General features: G+C 66.7%; 19 protein-coding genes. 13 read left to right on the forward strand and 6 right to left on the reverse strand.

The window, feature by feature from the left end; all coding sequences use genetic code 11:
* The 3 genes from OC372_RS01120 to OC372_RS01130 all read left to right on the forward strand — a co-directional run.
* A partial coding sequence (locus OC372_RS01120) for a glycosyltransferase (protein ID WP_262000688.1) occupies positions 1-714 on the forward strand: 714 nt, incomplete at its 5' end.
* Positions 715-794: 80 nt separating this feature from the next.
* A complete protein-coding gene (locus tag OC372_RS01125) occupies positions 795-1,814 on the forward strand; it encodes a glycosyltransferase (RefSeq protein ID WP_262000689.1) in 1,020 nt (339 codons plus the stop codon).
* Between the two features lie 90 nt (positions 1,815-1,904).
* A complete protein-coding gene (locus OC372_RS01130; protein ID WP_262001218.1) occupies positions 1,905-2,921 on the forward strand; it encodes a glycosyltransferase family 4 protein in 1,017 nt (338 codons plus the stop codon).
* A gap of 47 nt (positions 2,922-2,968) precedes the next feature.
* Here the strand turns inward: OC372_RS01130 and OC372_RS01135 are convergent, their stop codons facing one another.
* On the reverse strand, positions 2,969-4,234 hold the full coding sequence (locus OC372_RS01135; protein ID WP_262000690.1) for a hypothetical protein: 1,266 nt from the start codon (positions 4,232-4,234) through the stop codon (positions 2,969-2,971).
* Positions 4,235-4,451: 217 nt separating this feature from the next.
* On the opposite strand from OC372_RS01135, the gene OC372_RS01140 reads away from it, so the two are divergent.
* The 7 genes from OC372_RS01140 (at position 4,452) to OC372_RS01170 (ending at position 9,803) form a co-directional block, all read left to right on the forward strand.
* Positions 4,452-4,925, forward strand: a complete 474-nt coding sequence (locus OC372_RS01140; RefSeq protein ID WP_262000691.1) for an acyltransferase — start codon at positions 4,452-4,454, stop codon at positions 4,923-4,925.
* A 41-nt stretch (positions 4,926-4,966) separates the two neighbouring features.
* Positions 4,967-5,656, forward strand: a complete 690-nt coding sequence (locus OC372_RS01145) for a glycosyltransferase family 2 protein (protein WP_262000692.1) — start codon at positions 4,967-4,969, stop codon at positions 5,654-5,656.
* 6 nt (positions 5,657-5,662) lie between these two features.
* On the forward strand, positions 5,663-6,016 hold the full coding sequence (locus tag OC372_RS01150; protein ID WP_262000693.1) for a DUF2304 domain-containing protein: 354 nt from the start codon (positions 5,663-5,665) through the stop codon (positions 6,014-6,016).
* 29 nt (positions 6,017-6,045) lie between these two features.
* The gene (locus OC372_RS01155; RefSeq protein ID WP_262000694.1) at positions 6,046-6,993 is read left to right on the forward strand and encodes a glycosyltransferase family 2 protein; all 948 of its coding nucleotides are present in this window, start codon (positions 6,046-6,048) and stop codon (positions 6,991-6,993) included.
* A 137-nt stretch (positions 6,994-7,130) separates the two neighbouring features.
* Entirely contained in the window at positions 7,131-8,267 is a 1,137-nt protein-coding gene (gene glf / locus OC372_RS01160; RefSeq protein WP_262000695.1) for a UDP-galactopyranose mutase, read from the forward strand.
* A 10-nt stretch (positions 8,268-8,277) separates the two neighbouring features.
* Positions 8,278-9,069 (forward strand): ABC transporter permease, encoded by a 792-nt coding sequence (locus OC372_RS01165; protein WP_262000696.1) that lies wholly within the window; start codon positions 8,278-8,280, stop codon positions 9,067-9,069.
* The gene (locus tag OC372_RS01170) at positions 9,069-9,803 is read left to right on the forward strand and encodes an ABC transporter ATP-binding protein (RefSeq protein WP_029261990.1); all 735 of its coding nucleotides are present in this window, start codon (positions 9,069-9,071) and stop codon (positions 9,801-9,803) included. The genes OC372_RS01165 and OC372_RS01170 overlap by 1 nt, the downstream gene beginning before the upstream one ends.
* Positions 9,804-9,838: 35 nt before the next feature.
* On the opposite strand, the gene OC372_RS01175 is transcribed toward OC372_RS01170, so the two are convergent.
* Genes OC372_RS01175 through OC372_RS01185 form a run of 3 tightly spaced genes read right to left on the reverse strand, consistent with a single transcriptional unit; the run spans position 9,839 to position 13,316 of the window.
* Positions 9,839-10,444 (reverse strand): hypothetical protein, encoded by a 606-nt coding sequence (locus OC372_RS01175; RefSeq protein WP_262000697.1) that lies wholly within the window; start codon positions 10,442-10,444, stop codon positions 9,839-9,841.
* Between the two features lie 2 nt (positions 10,445-10,446).
* Positions 10,447-11,409: a glycosyltransferase gene (locus tag OC372_RS01180; RefSeq protein WP_262000698.1), complete on the reverse strand. Its 963-nt coding sequence runs from the start codon at positions 11,407-11,409 to the stop codon at positions 10,447-10,449.
* On the reverse strand, positions 11,406-13,316 hold the full coding sequence (locus OC372_RS01185) for a glycosyltransferase (protein ID WP_262000699.1): 1,911 nt from the start codon (positions 13,314-13,316) through the stop codon (positions 11,406-11,408). The genes OC372_RS01180 and OC372_RS01185 overlap by 4 nt, the downstream gene beginning before the upstream one ends.
* A 146-nt stretch (positions 13,317-13,462) precedes the next feature.
* Between OC372_RS01185 and galE the strand changes: the two genes are divergently transcribed.
* The gene (gene galE, locus OC372_RS01190; protein ID WP_262000700.1) at positions 13,463-14,452 is read left to right on the forward strand and encodes a UDP-glucose 4-epimerase GalE; all 990 of its coding nucleotides are present in this window, start codon (positions 13,463-13,465) and stop codon (positions 14,450-14,452) included.
* 42 nt (positions 14,453-14,494) lie between these two features.
* Here galE and OC372_RS01195 read toward each other — a convergent pair whose 3' ends face one another.
* Positions 14,495-15,793, reverse strand: a complete 1,299-nt coding sequence (locus OC372_RS01195; RefSeq protein WP_029261985.1) for an O-antigen ligase family protein — start codon at positions 15,791-15,793, stop codon at positions 14,495-14,497.
* Entirely contained in the window at positions 15,790-17,205 is a 1,416-nt protein-coding gene (locus OC372_RS01200; protein ID WP_262000701.1) for an O-antigen ligase family protein, read from the reverse strand. Before OC372_RS01200 ends, OC372_RS01195 begins: the two co-directional genes overlap by 4 nt.
* 68 nt (positions 17,206-17,273) lie before the next feature.
* On the opposite strand from OC372_RS01200, the gene manA reads away from it, so the two are divergent.
* Positions 17,274-18,404, forward strand: coding sequence for a mannose-6-phosphate isomerase, class I (gene manA, locus OC372_RS01205; protein ID WP_262000702.1), 1,131 nt, complete (start codon positions 17,274-17,276; stop codon positions 18,402-18,404).
* Between the two features lie 162 nt (positions 18,405-18,566).
* Positions 18,567-18,887, forward strand: a complete 321-nt coding sequence (locus OC372_RS01210; RefSeq protein WP_262000703.1) for a WhiB family transcriptional regulator — start codon at positions 18,567-18,569, stop codon at positions 18,885-18,887.
* Positions 18,888-18,897 lie beyond the last annotated feature (10 nt).

The following is an 18,897-nucleotide window of genomic DNA, read 5'->3' on the forward strand; positions in this document are numbered from 1 at the left end:
TATCGTGCGGATCTGCGGGGTTATCGTTCCGCGGTGGATGTGTTGTATCTGCAGTCTTTGAGGATGGCGGAGCATTTGCCGGTGGCGAATCGGGGTCAGGTGCGGACGTTGCCTCCGGGGGCGGAGCGGGTGGAGGTGGGGTCGCCTGTTTCCGGTCCGGTGTCGTTGTTGTATGTGGGCGGCATCGGTGATGCCTATTACCGGATGCATGAGGCTTTTCGGGGTGTGGGTCTGGCCGCTGATGCGCGTCTGGTGGTGTGTACGCGTGAGTCGGAGTGGCGGGATGTCGAGGCCGGGTACGCGAGTGTGAGGGGGCCGGAGTCGCAGGTGGTGCATCGGTCGGGGGAGCAGCTGGACGAGTTGTATGCGGATGCGCATCTCGGGGTGCTGTTCATGGAGCCGGTCGCGTATCGCGATTTCGTGTTGCCGTTCAAGTTGTTCGAGTACGTGGGGCGGGGTAAGCCGGTCGTGGCGACCGAGGGGACGTTGGTCGGCGATTTCGTGACGGAGCATGGGATCGGCTGGGCGGTGCCGTATCGGGCGGAGTCGTTGGCGGAGCTTCTGGATCGGTTGGATGCTGATCCGGAGGAACTGCATGCGATGCAGGAGCGGGTGCGGGTGTTGCGGGAGTCGCATTCCTGGGAAGCGCGCGCGCAACAGGTCGCAGACGATCTCACCCACCCGGCCGGGGGAACGACGGGACGGGCCCGCTGATGTCTCCGCTGATGATCTTCCACGTCCCGTATCCGTTGAACCCCGGTGCCACGAGTGCGAGCGGTATCCGACCAGTCCGCATGAAGCAGGCCTTCGAAGCCATCGGTTTCGAGGTGTTGGTCGTCTCGGGCTACTCACGCGAAAGACGGCGGCGCATCGCGGAGGTCAAACGCAGGATTCGTGCGGGGGACCAGCCGGCATTCGTGTACAGCGAATCCTCCACGATGCCCTCGGCGCTGACCGACCCGCGCCATATTCCGCTTCGTCCGTTCATGGACGAGCGTTTTCTGCGATGGTGCCGCACTCGCGGGATGCGGGTCGGTCTGTACTACCGGGACGTCTACTGGCGTTTCCCCGAGTATGTGCAGAACGTCGGACGCCTCCTTTCCACTGCGACCAAGACCCTCTATCGTGCGGATCTGCGGGGTTATCGTTCCGCGGTGGATGTGTTGTATCTGCAGTCTTTGAGGATGGCGGAGCATTTGCCGGTGGCGAATCGGGGTCAGGTGCGGACGTTGCCTCCGGGGGCGGAGCGGGTGGAGGTGGGGTCGCCTGTTTCCGGTCCGGTGTCGTTGTTGTATGTGGGCGGCATCGGTGATGCCTATTACCGGATGCATGAGGCTTTTCGGGGTGTGGGTCTGGCCGCTGATGCGCGTCTGGTGGTGTGTACGCGTGAGTCGGAGTGGCGGGATGTCGAGGCCGGGTACGCGAGTGTGAGGGGGCCGGAGTCGCAGGTGGTGCATCGGTCGGGGGAGCAGCTGGACGAGTTGTATGCGGATGCGCATCTCGGGGTGCTGTTCATGGAGCCGGTCGCGTATCGCGATTTCGTGTTGCCGTTCAAGTTGTTCGAGTACGTGGGGCGGGGTAAGCCGGTCGTGGCGACCGAGGGGACGTTGGTCGGCGATTTCGTGACGGAGCATGGGATCGGCTGGGCGGTGCCGTATCGGGCGGAGTCGTTGGCGGAGCTTCTGGATCGGTTGGATGCTGATCCGGAGGAACTGCATGCGATGCAGGAGCGGGTGCGGGTGTTGCGGGAGTCGCATTCCTGGGAAGCGCGCGCGCAACAGGTCGCAGACGATCTCACCCACCACGTCGCCTAGGATCGACCTGTGAGAGTGCTGGCCGTCACCCCGTGGTTCCCGAGCGAAGTCCGACCGGGCCTCGGCCTCTTCAATCTTCGCGACGCTGAGATGCTCGCGCTCGATCATGAGGTCACGGTCCTTCATCTCCACGACCCGTCGTTGGGCGGCGACGCCGGCGAATGGGACGCATCTCCCGGCATTCATGTCGTGCGCATCCCCTACCACTACACCCGTCCCTGGACGATTCCGCGTGCGCTGCGGACGCTGCGTCGGTTGGCAGCGGGTGCGGATGTCGTGCACACGATGGCTTTTCCTGCGCTGCTACCGGTTCAGCTCGCGTCGTTGCCCAAGCCCTGGGTGCACACCGAGCATTGGTCGGGACTGCTGAAAGAGCCGACCACCGTGCGCGGGCGGGTCGGCCATGCAGTGCTGCGCAGAGGTCTTCGTCGTCCTGACACGGTCGTCGCTGTCGGACACCGATTAGCCCAGATCATCGAGGCCATCAGGCGCGAGCCGGTGCCGGTGATCGAGAACTTCGTTCGGATCGCAGAGCCCGACCGCATCGCCGAGCAATGGGACGCGAGCTCGGGGGGTCCGCTGCGAATGGTGGCGGTGGGGGGTCTGGTGCCGTGGAAGGGGCCGATCCAGGCCGTCGAAGCGCTCGCGGCTCTCCGATCTCGTGGGTTCGACGCCCGTTTCGAATGGGCAGGCGTTGGTCGACTGCATGACGCGGTCGAAACGCGGGCGGCGGAGCTGGGCGTCAGCGATCACATGCGTCTCCTCGGCCATGTTTCGCCGGAGGCCCTGGCCGCCGTGCTCCCGAGGGCGCATCTTTTCGTGATGGCGAGCGAGTACGAGACTTTCGGGATCGCTTACGCGGAAGCACTCGGGCACGGTCTCTCCGTCATCGCGAGCGGTAGCGGAGGTCACCTGGCTTTCCTGCCCGACGAGGCCTCTCGCGTCGTCGAAGAGCGTACGGGGCTTTCGCTCGCCGGTGCGGTTGCCGACCTCCTGGGAGACCCCGACCGCTGGACGCCTTCACAGATCTATGACTACGCCAGGCAGAGGTTCTCGCCTGAGGAGCGTCGCAGTTCGTATCGCGAGATCTATCAGCAGCTTGGCTGACGCCGCCCATCCGGTGCACGACAGGCGGGAGAATCAGCTCACGCTCGTCACCCGGTGACTGAAGGCAGCCAGGACGCACGCACCGAGACGCCCGTCGGCTCGCACCAGCCGTCGAGGATGCGGACGCCCGATGGTGTACGTTCGCCAGCCGAGATCGACGCGAGCAATCCGCGGATTCGGCCTGCGGCGTCATCTCCGTCCACCTCGCACCAGTCGAGCGCGTAGTCGCGGAGCGCGTGCCGATCCATACCGGGTGCGTCGGCGACGAAGCGTCGGATATCTTCGGCGTCCTCCAGCGGCGGATAGATGCTGTCGTTCGCGAGGAACGGGTAGTGGGATGGTTCGCCGGCCAGGCGCAGCTTCGCCGCCGGGATACCCAGTGCGGACGCCTCCCAGGCCACGCCGCTCGCATGCTGGATCATGAAGGGCGCGCCGCCCAGGAGCAGCTCCACCGTCGGCTGGGCGCTGAGGGTCCAGTCGTGAGGCAGCATCTGCGACAGCGACGAGCGGTCCGAGCGAGGGTGCGGCGCGACGACGAGGCGCCCCACGTCGGCCGCCGCAACCAGGTCGATGATGCGGCGGATCATGGCCGGCGGGTTCGGGGACAGCGCCAGGACTCCGGGACGATCGGTGGCGAGGGTGGGCAGTCCGCGATCGAGGATGTTCGTCGAGGGGTTCCCGGCGACATCGAGCGCAGACCGGTCGACGCCGTACTGCGTGACGTAGTGGGCGGCCTCGGCCACTCCGCGAAGCGCGGCGAAAGCTGTCGGGAGGTCGCTGTACTGAGGGTTGTCTCCCGCCGGAGCATGCGGAACATAGACGACAGGCACGCCTTGACTCTGCGCGGCGAAGACCAGACTGCGTACCGACGGCTCATGCTGCGTCGCGACGACCAGGGCGTCGAACCCGGTGAGATCCGCGGCAAGGTAGGAGGACAGTCGATAGGTCGTCAACGCGACCTGGTTGCGCCACGAGCCGATCGCATCGTCACGGCCGATCTCCTCGAGGATCCGCGAGCCCCACTCGGTGACGGTGCGAGCGGCCCGCCGGGAGCTGAGCATGCTCGCCCCCCATGCGCGGTATGACTCCAGCCGGACGTCGAGGCCCGGCTGCCCGGCGAACACGGGCGCGAGAGTGCGCGCCTGGTTGTGAGTCGTCGTGACCACGAGGTTGCGGCCGTACCGGGTCACCTTCAGTCGCTGCCAGGGCCGCGCGATGCGAGCGGCGAAAGGCCGTCCGTGTGATCCGGCGGGCCACGTCGCCGCGAGGTCGAGCTTCGGCAGCAGGCACCAGCGAATCGCTGCGGGGTCCATCGAGTGCACGTTTCTCCTCTTGGCTGTCTGGTCTCCACGAACGACTCTAGCCACGATGCCCGAGTGCCTCTCATCCTGCACTCGAAGCGGTAGGCTCTCAGCAAGCAGAGCGCGGGTCGTGGTCCTCCGACGGGTACTTTCACGCCCGCGCTGAGAAGCAGGGAGCCGGGTTCGCGTGGGAGAGCTGGTACGACGGTGGAGGTTGTTGCAGCGGCTGTTGCGCACGCGCTATTGGACGTGGAAGACGACCCGCTGGATCGCCGACCGCGGAACGAACGTCCGTGTGAATGCGCGGAGCAACTTCTCACCGCACACCCACCTCGGGAACAATGTCCACTTCAACGGCATGTCGGTTCGTGGCAGTGGCCGCGTGGACATCGGTGACAACTTCCACTCCGGACCCGAGTGCATCATCATGAGCGACATGCACAACTATGAGGGCGGCGCCCTGCCGTACGACGCTACTGTTGTTCAACGCCCGGTGAGCATCGGCCGAAACGTCTGGTTCGGTGCGAGGGTGATAGTCCTGGGCGGCGTGACGATCGGGGACGGCGCGATCATCCAGGCGGGAAGCGTCGTGGTGTCGGACATCCCGGAGATGGCCATCGCCGGGGGGCACCCGGCGCGGGTGTTCAGTCACCGTGACGAAGAACACTACCGCGCTCTCGACGCCGAGCGGCGCTACTCGTAGCCGGGGCGCCCGGCAACGAGAGGGTAGGATCGGGGAAAGAGATGAGCACCCACACCCCCCAATCCTTCGACGACACCTGGCTCGTGGTCGCGCTGTACAACGAAGCTGAGGTCATCGAAGACGTCGTCCGTTCTGCGCGCGAGCGCTTCCCCAACATCGTGTGCGTCGACGACGGGAGCGCAGACGAATCTGCCGCTCGTGCGCTCGCCGGCGGTGCGATCGTGGTCCGACACCCGATCAATCTAGGACAGGGAGCCGCGCTCCAAACGGGGTTGCAGTTCGCGTTGTCGCAACCGGGAGCGGAGTATTTCGTCACCTTCGACGCAGATGGTCAGCATCGGGTCGATGATGCGACGCGTATGGTCGAGCGGCTGCGCTCCGAGCCACTCGACATCATCATCGGCTCCCGCTTCCTGGACAAGCGGACCGAACTCGGCTGGCTCAAGCGCGTCGTTCTGCGCACGGCGGTCTTTTTCGAGCGGTTCTCGACCGGGGTCAAGCTGACGGATGCGCACAATGGCCTCCGTGCCCTGAACCGTACCGCTGCGTCGCGCATCACCATCACGCAGAACAGGATGGCGCACGCGAGCGAGATCATCGCGCAGGTCGGTCGAGCAGGGCTGCGCTACGACGAGCAACCGGTGCAGATCGTCTACACCGACTATTCGCGAGCGAAAGGCCAGTCGCTGTGGAACTCCGTCAACATCCTCAGTGAGCTGTTCATCAAGTAGGGACCCATGGATCAGTTCGTCATCAAGGCGCTCCTCATCGGAGCCTTCGTCATCTTCGCGTTCGTTCTCCTCCGGCCGAGCGGATCGGCGCGGGGGCAGGCCCTGAGAACGATCGCTCTGCTGCTTCTCCTGGTGGCGGCGGTCGTGGCAATCGCCTTCCCGCAGGTCCTCAGCGTGCTGGCCGCCAGTGTCGGGGTGGGGAGAGGCACCGACCTCGTGCTCTACGGCCTCCTGGTCGTCTTCGTCGGCAACTCCCTCGCAGCGGCGCGTCGACGGCGTGCACACGACGTGCAGATTACCGAGCTGGCTCGTCAGATCGCGCTTCAAGACCCGCTGTATCCTGCCGGCCGCCAACGCTGAGTCGTCGCGTTCTGCGATACGATTTGGCCGTGCTTCTGACCATCGGGATTCCTACTTACAACCGCGCAGAGGACGTCAGGAAGACGGTCACGGAGATTCTGGCGCATCCGGACGCCGATCTGGTGGAGATCATCGTCATCGACGATGGCGGGACGGACGGCACCTTCGAGAAGCTCTCAGCGGACTCCGGGATCGCGGAGAGAGTCCGTGTGCTCGAGAATCCCGAGAACCTCGGGTACGCCGGAACGTTCGCCCGCCTCTTCCGCGAGTGCACGACGGAGTACCTCATGCTGACGGCCGACGATGACCGTGTGCTGATGGAGAACCTGCGGCCTCTGCTCGAGTACCTCCGCCGGGAGAAGCCTGTGTTCGCCTCGCCACAGTTCCTTCGGGAATCACGTGTGTCGCGCGGGCGGACGAGCACAGGTCCCATTTCGCCCAGCGAGTTCCTGCCGGCCTCCGCACACGCTCCGGGGCTGGTGTACCGGGTCGAGGAATGTCTTCCAGCCTTGGACGAGTTGTCGGAGCGCGTCGACGCCGAAGAGGTCGACGCGCTCGTCTATCCGCAGGTGCAGGTCGTGATGCGACTTCTGATCGACGGCGGGCGCTGCGAGTGGCTGGCGCTGCCGACCGTCGCCGAGGACGCCTATCGGCCCTCGGGCATCCGGGACGCGTCGGGGGGTGCGTACTGGTCGCTCGAGTCGCGCTGGAAGCAGCTGAAGTCGTACGACGTGCTGCTGTCGCGTTGGGCCGAAGATGACACGACCGGGCGCGCGCGGGAGATGCTCGCGGCGCAGCGGAGCCGTGCGTTCCATCTGATCGCGAGCGCCATCCGAATCGAGGATCCGGTCCTGGGCGACGCATTCGACGCGGGAGCTCGACAGCGCTATCGGCGAACCCTGCGCAGCACGATCGCCGCTCTGCCGATCGTGGCCCCGGCGATACGGTGGATCGGAGGCTCGAGGCGCCGTCCGTGACCGACGCCGCCCTCGGCGGCCATGGACGCCGATCACCTCGACCTTGACGATGCCCCGCGAATCGAGTCTCCGCTCGCACGCGCCACGATGACCGCGCTGGCCGAAGCTCCCAGCCAGACGCCGATACGATGGACGGCATGGATCTTCTCGTCGTCGGGTCGGGTTTCTTCGGCCTCACCATCGCTGAGCGCGCCGCTGAAGCCGGCCGCAAGGTAACCGTCATCGACCGCCGCCCTCACATCGGCGGCAACGCCTACAGCGAGGCGGAGCCCGAGACCGGCATCGAGGTCCACCGCTACGGTGCGCACCTCTTCCACACCTCGAACGCGACGGTGTGGGAGTACGTCAACCGCTTCACCAGCTTCACGAACTACGTCCACCGCGTCTACACGACGCACAAGGGCACGGTCTTCCCGATGCCGGTTAACCTCGGCACGATCAATCAGTTCTTCCAGTCGGCGTACACGCCCGACCAGGCGCGTGCACTGGTCAAGGAGCAAGCGGGCGAGTTCGATGCCAAGACGGCCGCGAACTTCGAGGAGAAGGGCATCGCCCTCGTCGGGCGCCCCCTCTTCGAGGCCTTCTTCCGCGACTACACCGCGAAGCAGTGGCAGACCGATCCGCAGAAGCTCTCGGGCGACATCATCAGCCGCCTGCCCGTGCGTTACACGTACGACAACCGCTACTTCAACGACACCTGGGAGGGCCTTCCCACCGACGGCTACACCGCGTGGCTGGAGCGCATGGCGGACCACCCCAACATCGAGGTCAAGCTCGGCGTCGACTACTTCGACGACGCGCAGCCGCTCAGCAAGACGGCGACCGTCGGTCAGCTCCCGGTCGTCTACACCGGACCGGTCGACCGCTACTTCGACTACACCGAGGGGGCGCTGAGCTGGCGGACGCTCGACTTCGAGCAGGAAGTGCTGAACGTGGGCGACTTCCAGGGCACGAGCGTCATGAACTACCCGGACATGGATGTGCCGTACACCCGCATCCACGAGTTCAAGCACTTCCACCCGGAGCGCAAGGACGTCTACGCGCAGGACAAGACGGTGATCATGCGCGAGTTCTCGCGTTTCGCCGAGCGCGAGGACGAGCCGTACTACCCGGTGAACACCCCGGCCGACCGGGAAGGGCTGCTGGCCTACCGCGAACTCGCCAAGGGGGAGAAGGCGGTCCATTTCGGCGGCCGGCTCGGTACGTACCAGTACCTCGACATGCACATGGCCATCGGCTCGGCGCTGTCGCTCTGGAACAACACTCTCTCCTAGACTCGACATCGTGAGTCACGCTGCTGTCGGGGCGCCCGGGACGCCCCGGCGCTATCTGCATTCGTTGTGGCTGCTGTCCGCCCGCGACCTGAAGGTCCGGTACGCGACGAGCTCCCTCGGCTACCTGTGGTCGATCCTCGATCCGCTCGTCATGAGCGCGATCTACTGGTTCGTCTTCACGCAGGTCTTCAACAGGAGCGTCGGCGAAGATCCGTACATCGTCTTCCTCATCGTCGCGTTGCTGCCCTGGGTGTGGTTCAACACCTCGGTGTCCGACTTCACCCGGGCGTTCAAGAAGGATGCGCGGCTCGTGCGGTCCACGGCGATCCCGCGCTCGATCTGGGTGAACCGCATCGTGCTCAGCAAGGGGATCGAGTTCCTGCTCTCGATTCCGGTGCTCGTCCTCTTCGCCGTGTTCAGCGGCGCTCATGTGAACTGGATGCTGCTCTGGTTCCCGGTCGCGGTACTCCTGCAGATCATGCTGCTGGTCGGACTCGGGCTCCTGGTCGCCCCGCTCTGCGTGCTGTACTCGGATCTCGAGCGCACCACCGCGCTGATTCTCCGCGCCCTGTTCTACGCGTCGCCGGTCATCTACAGCTTCCGTGATCTCCCGGCGCCCTTCGACACCATCGGGGCGTTCAACCCGCTCGCGGGCATCTTCACGCTCTACCGGGTCGGTTTCTTCCCCGACCTGTGGCAGACCGCGCCGGTGGTCATCAGCGCCGTGATGTGTGTCGTCATCCTCGCTCTCGGTCTGTGGACCTTCCGAAGCCTCGAACGACCTGTGCTGAAGGAGCTGTGATGTCGGCGGCGATCGAAGTGCAGGGTCTCGGAGTCCGGTTCCGCCGGAACCGGAGGGGCCGACGCAGTTTCAAGGACCTCTTCTCCGGTTCCTCGCGACGTTCGCGTCCCGGTGAGTTCTGGGCGCTCCGTGATGTGTCCTTCACCGTGCAACCCGGGGAATCGATCGGCGTGGTGGGACGCAACGGGCAGGGCAAATCCACGCTGCTCCGCCTGGTCGCCAAGGTTCTGCTCCCCGACGAGGGGACCGTCTCGGTGAACGGCGGCGTCGCCCCCCTGATCGAGATCACCGGCGGATTCGTGGGCGACCTCACCGTGCGTGAGAACGTGCGGCTGACGGCCGGCTTGCACGGGATGTCCCGCGACGAGGTATCCCGTCGCTACGACGACATCATCGCGTTCGCGGAGCTCGCCGGCTTCGAGGAGACGCCCTACAAGCACCTCTCGAACGGGATGAAGGTCCGGCTCGCGTTCTCCGTCGTGTCCCAGCTCGACGAACCGATCCTGCTGGTGGACGAGGTGCTCGCCGTCGGCGACAAGGCCTTCCGCGACAAGTGCTACAAGCGCATCGACGAGCTGCTGGCCGAGGGACGGACGCTGTTCTTCGTCAGTCACAACGAGCGCGATCTCCGACGGTTCTGCACCCGCGGACTCTACCTCGACAAGGGCGCGCTGGCGCTGGATGCGCCGATCGCCGAGGTGCTGGACCGCTACAACGCCGACTACGCGGTGTAGCGATCAGCGCTTCGACGAGCTGATCGACGGTCCGCTCAGAGACCCACCAGGCTCCGGAGGGCGGTGACGGACTTCCGTGCCGCATCCACGGCAGCGGGGACACCGGAATCGTTCGTGATCGCCGCCTGGAGCTGTGTGAGACGCTGGGCGTAGTCCGTCACACCGTCGTACCACTTCGAGGCGATGGATGAAGGCGCCTGCGCATCCGACAGTCGCTGCGCGTCCTGCTGCAGGGTGTCGACGACGGGGAGGGCGTCCTGCCCGCTGGCGCCCGCGATGATGTCGAGCCCGCGGGGTGCGGAGTTCAGCCACCCGCTCACCTGCCCCCGGAACACCTCGACGGTGGGGTCGGTCGCCGGGGGAGGCGTGAGGGCCGGTGTCGGCTCCGGCTCGGGAGCGGCGGTGGTCGTCGGCATGGCCGTCGGCGTCGTCGTCGGAGTCGGAGTCGTCGACTCCGACGGCGTCGGCGATGCGGACTCAGACGGCGCGGGGGAGTCGCCCCGCGGCAGGAGGAAGAACAGCAGCAGGCCCACGATCGCGAGGGCGGCGACGGAAAGACCGACGATGAGCCAGATCCGTCCGGTCCGCTTCGGCTGCGGCGGCAGAGGCGCCCAGCGCAGCTCCGGCTGCGGTTCGTCCATCGTCACGCCTCCAGCGGCGGCATCGGCTGCCAGCTGCGGTCCCGGCCGGCCTTGCCGCCGTCACGGATGCCGCGGAAGAGGTTGCTCGTGCCGCGCACGGTCCGCTCGACGAACACGAGCCGGATGAGTTCCTTGAAGAACGTCGCCGCGGTACCGAGGCCGAAGAGCACCGGGTTGTAGACGCCGTGGAAGCGGTAGTACTGCTTGATGAATCCACGGTTGCGCATGATGTAGTAGCGGTACGCGTTGCTGGACGCGTTCATGTGGCGGATGCCCATGTCCCACTGCTTGATCTCACGGGTGCGCCGCAGCACGAACTCGTCGACGATCACCGCGGTCGTCAGGCGAGAGGCCAGCCACCCGTACATCTGGTCGTCCCAGTAGATGAAGAACCGCGGGTCGGGCAGGCCGATCTGCTGCACGATCGAGCGATGGATGAACATGCCCTCGAAGCATCCGCTGTTCATCTCCTTGTAGCCCGTCTCGTCGAAGCCGGACGGGGCGAACGGAATGGGGATGCCCATGCGCTCGGCGATGCGGTACTGCCAGTAGAACTCGCTGCCGTCGTAGTCGAAGCGGCGTCCCTGGATGCTCTTGAACCGGCTGCTCCAGGCGCCCATCTTCGCGAGTCCCTCGGTGAGGACCTCGACGTCGTCGTCCATCATCCAGATCCACTCGGAGCCGAGCTCGTACGCGGTGCGCATGCCTTCACTGAAGCCGCCGGAGCCGCCGGTGTTCTTCTCGAGCCGTCGATACACGATCTCGGTGCCGATGTCCTCTCGGAACGACTCGACGACGTCGGTGGTGTCGTCTGCCGAGGCGTTGTCGATGATGACGACGTGGCCGGGCTTGGGGTCCATCGCCGTGATGCTCGTGAGCAGACCCGAGAGCAGGTGAGAGCGGTTGAAGGTGACGATGACGATCGTCGCCGCCGCCGGGTCGAATGCAGCGGGCGCCGCGGTCATGCCTTCTCCTCGAAGATCTGCTGCCAGGATTGGGGAGAGACGATATCGGGCAGCGCCTCGCGGTACTGCTTCTGCAGCTCCGGCCACCGCCGACGGAGTTCGGCATGCAGCTTCACCGTGTCACGCAGCATCCGGCGATACTTCGCGCGATCACGCGTGTAGATATTCTTGCCGGAGCCGTCGGCGGCACTCACCAGTGCGCTGTCGAACGCCGGGACGCGCCACCAGTGCGCGTCTTCCTTGCCGAACTCGACCTCGGGCTGGGCGATGTTCGCCGGCGACGGTCGGTGCAGGAAATGAGCGGTCAGCGTCTTGAGCGTGAACCACCGGAGCCGTAGCCCCTTGGGGCTGTCGAATTCGTTCTTCGGGAGCTGCTTGTACACCTGACGGCCGTGGCGCGAGTGCAGCACCTTGGTCGGGTCGCGGTGCACGACGGTCTCGGGATACTCGGCGGCGAGAGCGCGGGCCGCCGGCATCGCCGTCGCCAGGTTGTGGCGCATGTGCTCGGGGCCGGAGAGTACGTCACGCAGTGCCTGAGCCCGTAGCGCCACCGGGTAGTACTGCATCATCATGAGGTGCTTGAGGTCGACCCGGCGGCTGTGCAAGAGCAGACGCCCGCCGCGCGGGACGTTCGAGTGCAGCAGGCCGGCCACGATGCGGTTGCGTGCGTGGAAGTACGCCTGCCAGTCGATCGAGTCGTCCTTGTTCACCCACGACACGTGCCACAGTGCGACACCGGGCATCGACACGGTCGGGAATCCTGCCTCGCCCGCCCGGAGGCAGAACTCGGCATCGTCCCACTTGATGAAGGCGGGAAGCGAGAGGCCGACCTTGCGGATCGCGTCGAGGGGGATGAGGCACATCCACCAGCCGTTGTAGTCGGCGTCCATCCGCATGTGCAGGAGGCTCGACTGTCGCAGGTTCGACACCCCGAAGTCGTGCGGCATCTTCTCCTGGTAGAGGTTGCGCCACATGAAGGGTCCCTCGTCGACGACCTCGGCCCACCCGTGCAGCTTCGGGCGGTCGAGCAGGTCGAACATGTGACCGCCGACCAGCACCGGGTTGGTCGCGTACTGGCCAAAGACGATGGATCGGCGCAGTGATTCCGGCTCCAGGCGCACATCATCGTCGAGAAGCTGCACGAAGTCACTCTCCGGGCGCTGCAGGGTTTCGTGCATCGCCCGCGCGAAGCCGCCGGAGCCGCCGAGGTTGTCCTGTCGGATGACCTGGAGCGTGTCACCGAGCTGTGCGGCGACGTCGTCGTAGCCGTCCTGCTCCGCGACGAGCTGTGTGCCCTGATCGATGAGGAAAACGCGATCCACGAACTCGAGCGCGTCGGGCGACGACGCCAGAGCCCGCAGCGTCTCCACGCAGTAGTCCGGCTTGTTGTAGGTGGTGATGCCGAGGGATGCCTTGCCGGTGCGTGTCGGCGCCTGCTGCGTCGTCCATTCCGCGCCTTCGAGGACCGCGGGCTTCTCGTCGGCCACGATGTCGAACCAAATCCAGCCGCCGTCGCTGTACTGGGTGAGGTCGAGGTCGAACGAGGTCGAAGCCTCGCCCGTCACCTCGCGGGTCGCCACGCGCTGGCGGATGCCAGACCCGTTCGAGCGGTAGACGAGGATGGTCGCGGGACCCGTGGTGCGCACCGTGAGCTGCACCTCTCGAACGCTCGTCCAGTGCTGCCAGTACGACGCGGGGAAGGCGTTGAAATACGTCCCCAGCGACACGCGACGGCCGGCGACGATCCGGGCGCGGTGTCGCCCGAGGATGTTGCCCAGGTGCGCGCGATTGGACACGCGGACGGGTTCGTCCTCGATGACCGACCACGTCTCGGGGTCGGCGTAGAGCGGAAGAAGATCGGGGTCGCGATCAAGTGGGAAGACGACGTTCTGAAGGACGTGGGCCACTGGGGGTTCTCCGATGTTGATGCCGCAGGCCGCCGTCAGAGACAGCGCGGGATTCGACGAGCAGTGAGTAGCCTACCGTCGATGACCTTCGCATCTGCGGAGAGCCGTACTGTGCCGCTCCCTACGCGCTGGGTAGACTGACCGCGATGAAGGTACTGATCACCGGCGGTGCCGGCTACATTGGCTCAACCGTCGCGACGGCATGCATCGAGGCCGGAATCGACGTCGTCATCCTCGACGACCTCTCCACGGGGCTTCGATCCTTCGGCGAGGGCCGCAACCTCTACGTCGGCGACATCGCCGACGGGTCGGTGGTGGAGGCGCTGCTCGCGGATCATCCGGACATCGACGCCGTGATCCACTGTGCTGCCCGCATTGTGGTGCCGGAGTCGGTCGCCGACCCGCTCGGGTACTACGACGCCAACGTGGGCAAGACGATCGCGCTGCTGCGGCGTCTGCGCGACGCCGGCATCCCGCGCATCGTGTTCAGCTCCTCGGCATCCGTCTATGCCGGTGAGACGGGCGACGGCGTGGACGAGGGCGGCGCGCTCGCGCCGTCGAGCCCGTACGCCAAGACCAAGGCGATGGTCGAGCAGATCCTCGATGACGCCGCGACGGCGGGGGACTTCCGCGCGATCGCGCTGCGCTACTTCAACCCGATCGGTGCCGACCCGCGGCTGCGGACGGGCTTGCAGAACCCGACGCCGTCGCACGCGCTGGGAAAGATCATGCAGGCGCGCGTGGCGGGGGAGGCCTTCACCATCACGGGCACGGATTGGCCGACCCGCGACGGCTCCGGTCTTCGCGACTACATCCACGTCTGGGACCTCGCTCTCGCGCATGTCGCGGCCGTGCAGAAGTTCGATGAGGTCGCCACGCCGGACGACCCCTACCAGGTGATCAACCTCGGCACGGGAGACGGCGTGACGGTGCGCGAACTAGTCGCGGCATTCGAGCGGGTGACGGGCGAGCCGCTTCCGGTGACGGAGACCGACCGCCGCCCCGGCGATCAGGCCGGTGCGTTCGCGATCGTGGACCGCGCTGCGGCGGTGCTCCAGTGGCACGCCGAACGGTCGGTCGACGACGGGGTCCGCGACGCGATCGCCTGGGCGCAGAAACTGCGCGCCACGCTCTGACACCGCGCCACTCTCTGACGCCGCGCGGGGCGATTGCCTCGGCTATTCCAGCGAACGCAGAGTCGAGATCGCGCCCGTGTGGGCAGCGTCGATGTTCTCGCGCCAGGAGCGCGACTGCCCTGCGCGCAGCGCACACAGCACGAGCATGAACCACCCGGCTCCGACCAGCGTGAAGCTCTCGAACATCGAGTCGACGGCGAGAGTGACGAGGATGATCGGCGTCCACGCGTAGACCACGGACCGCCGGACGCTCGCGACCAGCCAGGATCGGATCAGTGCGACCCCGCCGAGGAGCAGGAAGAGCACCAGCCCTGCGGCCCCGAGCTGGAGCAGCACGTCGAAGAACGCGTTCAGCGCGCTCTGGTGATGGTCGTCGAGTTGGAAGTTGATGTAGGTGAACGGGTACTCGCCGCGCGCCCAGTCGCCGAACCACCCCCAGCCCTGGATCGGCTTGAGGGCGACGAAGTCGAGGATCGTGTTCCAGAGCGACGCGCGCATCGAGAAGTCCGATCCGGCATCGAGCAGGGCGATGATCTGATGGCGCAAAGCGAACGCGATCGTCAGTGCGAGCGCCACCAGGACGCCGAGCATCCACTGCACGAGGTTTCGCCGCGCCGGCGACGTGTGCCGCACGATGGTGAGGGCGAGCGTCACGATGCCGACCGCCACCGCGAGCACGAGCACGGTGGGGGAGGCCGACAGGAACGCCAGGGACCCGGCGAGGCCGACCGAGACCACCGCGAGGGGAGCGTTCACCGACTGCGTCCGCCACTCGATCACGAAGGTGATCAGGGCGATCACCGCGACGAATCCGAGCATGTTGCGGCTGCCGAACAGGCCCTGCACCGGGCCGCCGGCGGCGAGGTCGCCCTGGATCGCGAGGAAGGTGAAGGGCACGTCGAGCAGGATGCCGGAGAGGATCTCCACCCCGAGGGAGAGGGCCAACAGTGCACGCAGGGTGTCGCCGATGGCGCGCACGGTCTGCAGTGTGTCGCGGATATGGCCGATGGTGATCGCGAGGAATGCGTACCCGAACAGCGACATCCATCCGAAGAACGTGTCCGAGCGGTCCGTCGTCCACACCATGCTCACCAGCGCCCAGCCCAGGAAGGCGAAAAGCGACGAGGGAGCGATGCGCAGCGGGGAGAGCTCGTCGCGGCGCACCCAGAGGATCGCGGCGCCGAGCACGCACAGCACCGCGATGATCGTGGCCAGGGTGACCGTCGAGGTCATCCGTCCGATCGCGTACGAACCGAAGATGGCGGTGAGCGCCGTGAGCGTGAAGGCTCGCGCGAGCTCCACGGAGCCGAGCAGGCGGACCAACGGCCGGACCGGTGTCACGGAACCCGCCGTTGCCGCGTGCCGCGTTCGAAGACCAGGTCGCGTTCCCCGACGCCCACCAGCGGCACCGACTTCAGCTTGAAGGACAGGAGCACCAGGAGCATCCACCCCCAGAGCATGATCGGCGTCGACTCCGAGAAGCCCTGGACCAGCAGCACCACAGTGAACAGGCTCGGAAGCAGGGTCAGTGGAGAGAAGGGACGTCGGGCGTGGAGATCCCAGCGGGGCCGGTCGACCGCGAAGAACCAGGAGCGCCACAGCAGGCTCAGGTACGCGATTCCCATCAGGATCACGCCCAGCACGCCGAGCTGGAACAGCACGTCGAGCCACATGTTGTGCGCGTGGAACACGGTGATGCCGTGATCCACGATCCAGTGGTCGAAGGCCGGGTCCGTCGGGATCCACGGGCTGGAGAACCCGTTGCCGAACAGCGGGTGCTCCCGCACCCGCTCGAGCACCTTCGACCAGATCAGGTCGGAGCGGCCGGTGAGGTCGGAGCTGCGCCCGACGAGACCGAGCAGCGGCTCGCGCAGCAGCCAGACCACGGCGGCGGCCAGTGCCGTGCCGCCGATGGCCGTCACGTAGATCCGCGTGCGGGCGCCCGGCGTGCGGGCACGGCGCATGAGCAGCGCCACGACGAGCACCAGCGCGGCGGCTGCTGCGCACGCGAGGGCGGTGACCGACGACGTACGCAAGAGGAAGTACGCCGCGAGCAGCATCCACAGGGCGAGCGTCGTGCGCCAGCGGGCGCGAGCGGCGAACAGCACGCCGAAGGTGATGATCGCGAACAGCGAGATGATCGCCAACAGGTTCGCGTTGCCGACGATGCCCTGGATCCGTCCGCCGTCGAAGAGGTTGTCCCTGACCCAGTACCACTGCGGGTCGATCTCCCCCTCCGGCACGGTCGCGAAGTTCGGCAGCAGCGGCCCGTGCAGGACGAGTGAGACCCACAGCTCGATCGCCAGCGAGAGCCCGAGGATCCACTTGAAGGCGGACGAGAGGGCCCGGATGATCTCGTGCCAGGTGAGCACGTGGGCGATGAACAGCCCGTTCACGGTGACGGCCGCCAGCAGCACCCAGGTGATCAGCGTCGGTCCTCGCCATTGGGACCACGCGACCGAGACCAGGGCGAGTGTCGCGTATCCCATCGCCGTCCACGGCAGGCGACGCCAGCGGAACGGCTGCGGGCGGTTCCGGGCGAGCATCGGGATACCGATGCCGAGCGTCGCGAGAGTGAAGACGACGAGGGTGACGGCGGCGCCCTCCATGCCGATGAGGTTGTACACCGCGGTGTGCGCGAAGGTCACGATGAGCACGAGGATCACATAACCGCGCAGCAGAAGGTGCCCCGTCGACTCGCGCTCCGGCGCCGAGGGCGGGGCTGTCACCGGGTGCTTGGTGTACTGGGCCATCGCGTTCAGGCTACCGCGCCGCGCTCGGCGCGTGCCTGAACGCCGCAGCGCGGCTCTACGCTGGTGGCATGCTGCTGAGCCTCACGAACGCACCCCGCGACTACGCCTGGGGATCCGACTCCCTCCTCGCCGGACTCGAAGGGCGCACGCCGACCGGTGCCCCCGAGGCGGAGGTGTGGTTCGGGGATCATCCCGGCGATCCCGCGGACGTCGCGGGTGGCGGTACCCTCGATCAGATCACCGGCGGCACGCTCCCGTACCTGTTGAAGCTGCTCGCCGCGGGCGGGCCGCTCTCGATCCAGGTGCATCCGACGATCGCGCAGGCGCGCGACGGCTGGGCGAGGGAGAGCGGGCTCGCCGCAGACGACCCGCAGCGCAACTATCGCGACGACAACCACAAACCCGAACTCATCGTGGCTCTCAGCGAGCGGTTCGAATCGCTGAGCGGCCTGCGCCCGGTGAAGGACACGCTCGCTCTGCTGGACCTGCTGGACGACAGCGACGGCGTCGCACAGCTCCGCGCCCGTCTCGGGGGCGGAGCCGATGAGCTGCGGGATGCCATCGGGTGGTTGCTCGGAGGCGACGTGCAGCGAGAGGTCGACGAGATCATCGCCGCGGTGGTGCGGGCAGCGGAGCGAACCGACACGGGGGAGTGGGGCACGACGCTGAGTGCCATCGCGGGCGTGGCGGCGAACTACCCGGGCGATCCTGGGGTGGTCGTGGCGCTGCTGATGAACCATGTCGTGCTGCGACGAGGAGAGGGCGTGTTCCTGCGCGCCGGCCTTCTGCATGCCTACCTCTCGGGTCTCGGCGTCGAGATCATGGCGGCGAGCGACAACGTGCTTCGCGGCGGGCTGACTCCCAAGCGCATCGACGTCCCCGAGCTGCTGGCGATCCTCGACCCGACGCCCGGTGAGGTCCCGGTGCTGCGGCCGGCGGAGGGCGACGCGGTCACGGTCTATCCGGTTCCCGTACCCGACTTCGCGCTCAGCAGGGTCACGGTGGAGGGCGCTCCGATCACGGTCGAGGTCTCGGGACCGACGATGGTGCTCGCGACCGCAGGGGCCATCACGGTCACCTCTTCGTCCGGCGAGGAAGTGCAGGTCCCCGTGGGAAGCGTGGCTTTCGCGGGCGGCGACGAGAGCATGCTCACCGTGTCCGGCGAGGGCGAGGCGTTCGTGGCCGGACCGGGGCGCTGAACGCCGCGCGCTCGCCGCGCCGCGACACGCCGATGGATCGTCATGAACCTTCAAGACCGTATTGAGGGTTTACGATCCGCGACTTGACCGGAGCGAATGACACGGGTGTAATTAGTCATGCGCACGGCCCGCCGGGGGGCGGAGACAGGGTTGGAGATCGAGATGACGGGATACCGTTCCGACGTACCGGAGAATTGGTTCGTCGATCCGATCAACCTCGGTGTTCCCGGGGTGCGACGCACGGACGCCGCCGACGACGACAACGCCCTCGCCTGGCAGGCCGACGCCCTCTGCTCGCAGACGGATCCTGAGGCCTTCTTCCCGGAGAAGGGCGGATCGACCAGAGACGCCAAGCGGATCTGCACCACCTGCGACGTGCGTGGCGAATGCCTCCAGTACGCGCTCAACAACGATGAGCGCTTCGGCATCTGGGGCGGACTCTCCGAGCGCGAGCGCCGCAAGCTCAAGCGTCGCGCCAGCTGATCGGCGTCGC

Origin of the sequence: Microbacterium sp. Mcb102, from assembly GCF_024519805.1 — a bacterium.
GTDB lineage: Bacteria > Actinomycetota > Actinomycetes > Actinomycetales > Microbacteriaceae > Microbacterium.

Bases quoted from the DNA above. Each gene is read 5' to 3' on its own strand.
- OC372_RS01125 (WP_262000689.1), top strand. From the start codon at position 795: ATGAAGCAGGCCTTCGAAGCCATCGGTTTCGAGGTGTTGGTCGTCTCG.
- OC372_RS01130 (WP_262001218.1), top strand. From the start codon at position 1,905: ATGCTCGCGCTCGATCATGAGGTCACGGTCCTTCATCTCCACGACCCG.
- OC372_RS01135 (WP_262000690.1), bottom strand. From the start codon at position 4,234: ATGGACCCCGCAGCGATTCGCTGGTGCCTGCTGCCGAAGCTCGACCTC.
- OC372_RS01145 (WP_262000692.1), top strand. From the start codon at position 4,967: ATGAGCACCCACACCCCCCAATCCTTCGACGACACCTGGCTCGTGGTC.
- OC372_RS01150 (WP_262000693.1), top strand. From the start codon at position 5,663: ATGGATCAGTTCGTCATCAAGGCGCTCCTCATCGGAGCCTTCGTCATC.
- glf (WP_262000695.1), top strand. From the start codon at position 7,131: ATGGATCTTCTCGTCGTCGGGTCGGGTTTCTTCGGCCTCACCATCGCT.
- OC372_RS01170 (WP_029261990.1), top strand. From the start codon at position 9,069: ATGTCGGCGGCGATCGAAGTGCAGGGTCTCGGAGTCCGGTTCCGCCGG.
- OC372_RS01175 (WP_262000697.1), bottom strand. From the start codon at position 10,444: ATGGACGAACCGCAGCCGGAGCTGCGCTGGGCGCCTCTGCCGCCGCAG.
- OC372_RS01180 (WP_262000698.1), bottom strand. From the start codon at position 11,409: ATGACCGCGGCGCCCGCTGCATTCGACCCGGCGGCGGCGACGATCGTC.
- galE (WP_262000700.1), top strand. From the start codon at position 13,463: ATGAAGGTACTGATCACCGGCGGTGCCGGCTACATTGGCTCAACCGTC.
- OC372_RS01200 (WP_262000701.1), bottom strand. From the start codon at position 17,205: ATGGCCCAGTACACCAAGCACCCGGTGACAGCCCCGCCCTCGGCGCCG.
- manA (WP_262000702.1), top strand. From the start codon at position 17,274: ATGCTGCTGAGCCTCACGAACGCACCCCGCGACTACGCCTGGGGATCC.
- OC372_RS01210 (WP_262000703.1), top strand. From the start codon at position 18,567: ATGACGGGATACCGTTCCGACGTACCGGAGAATTGGTTCGTCGATCCG.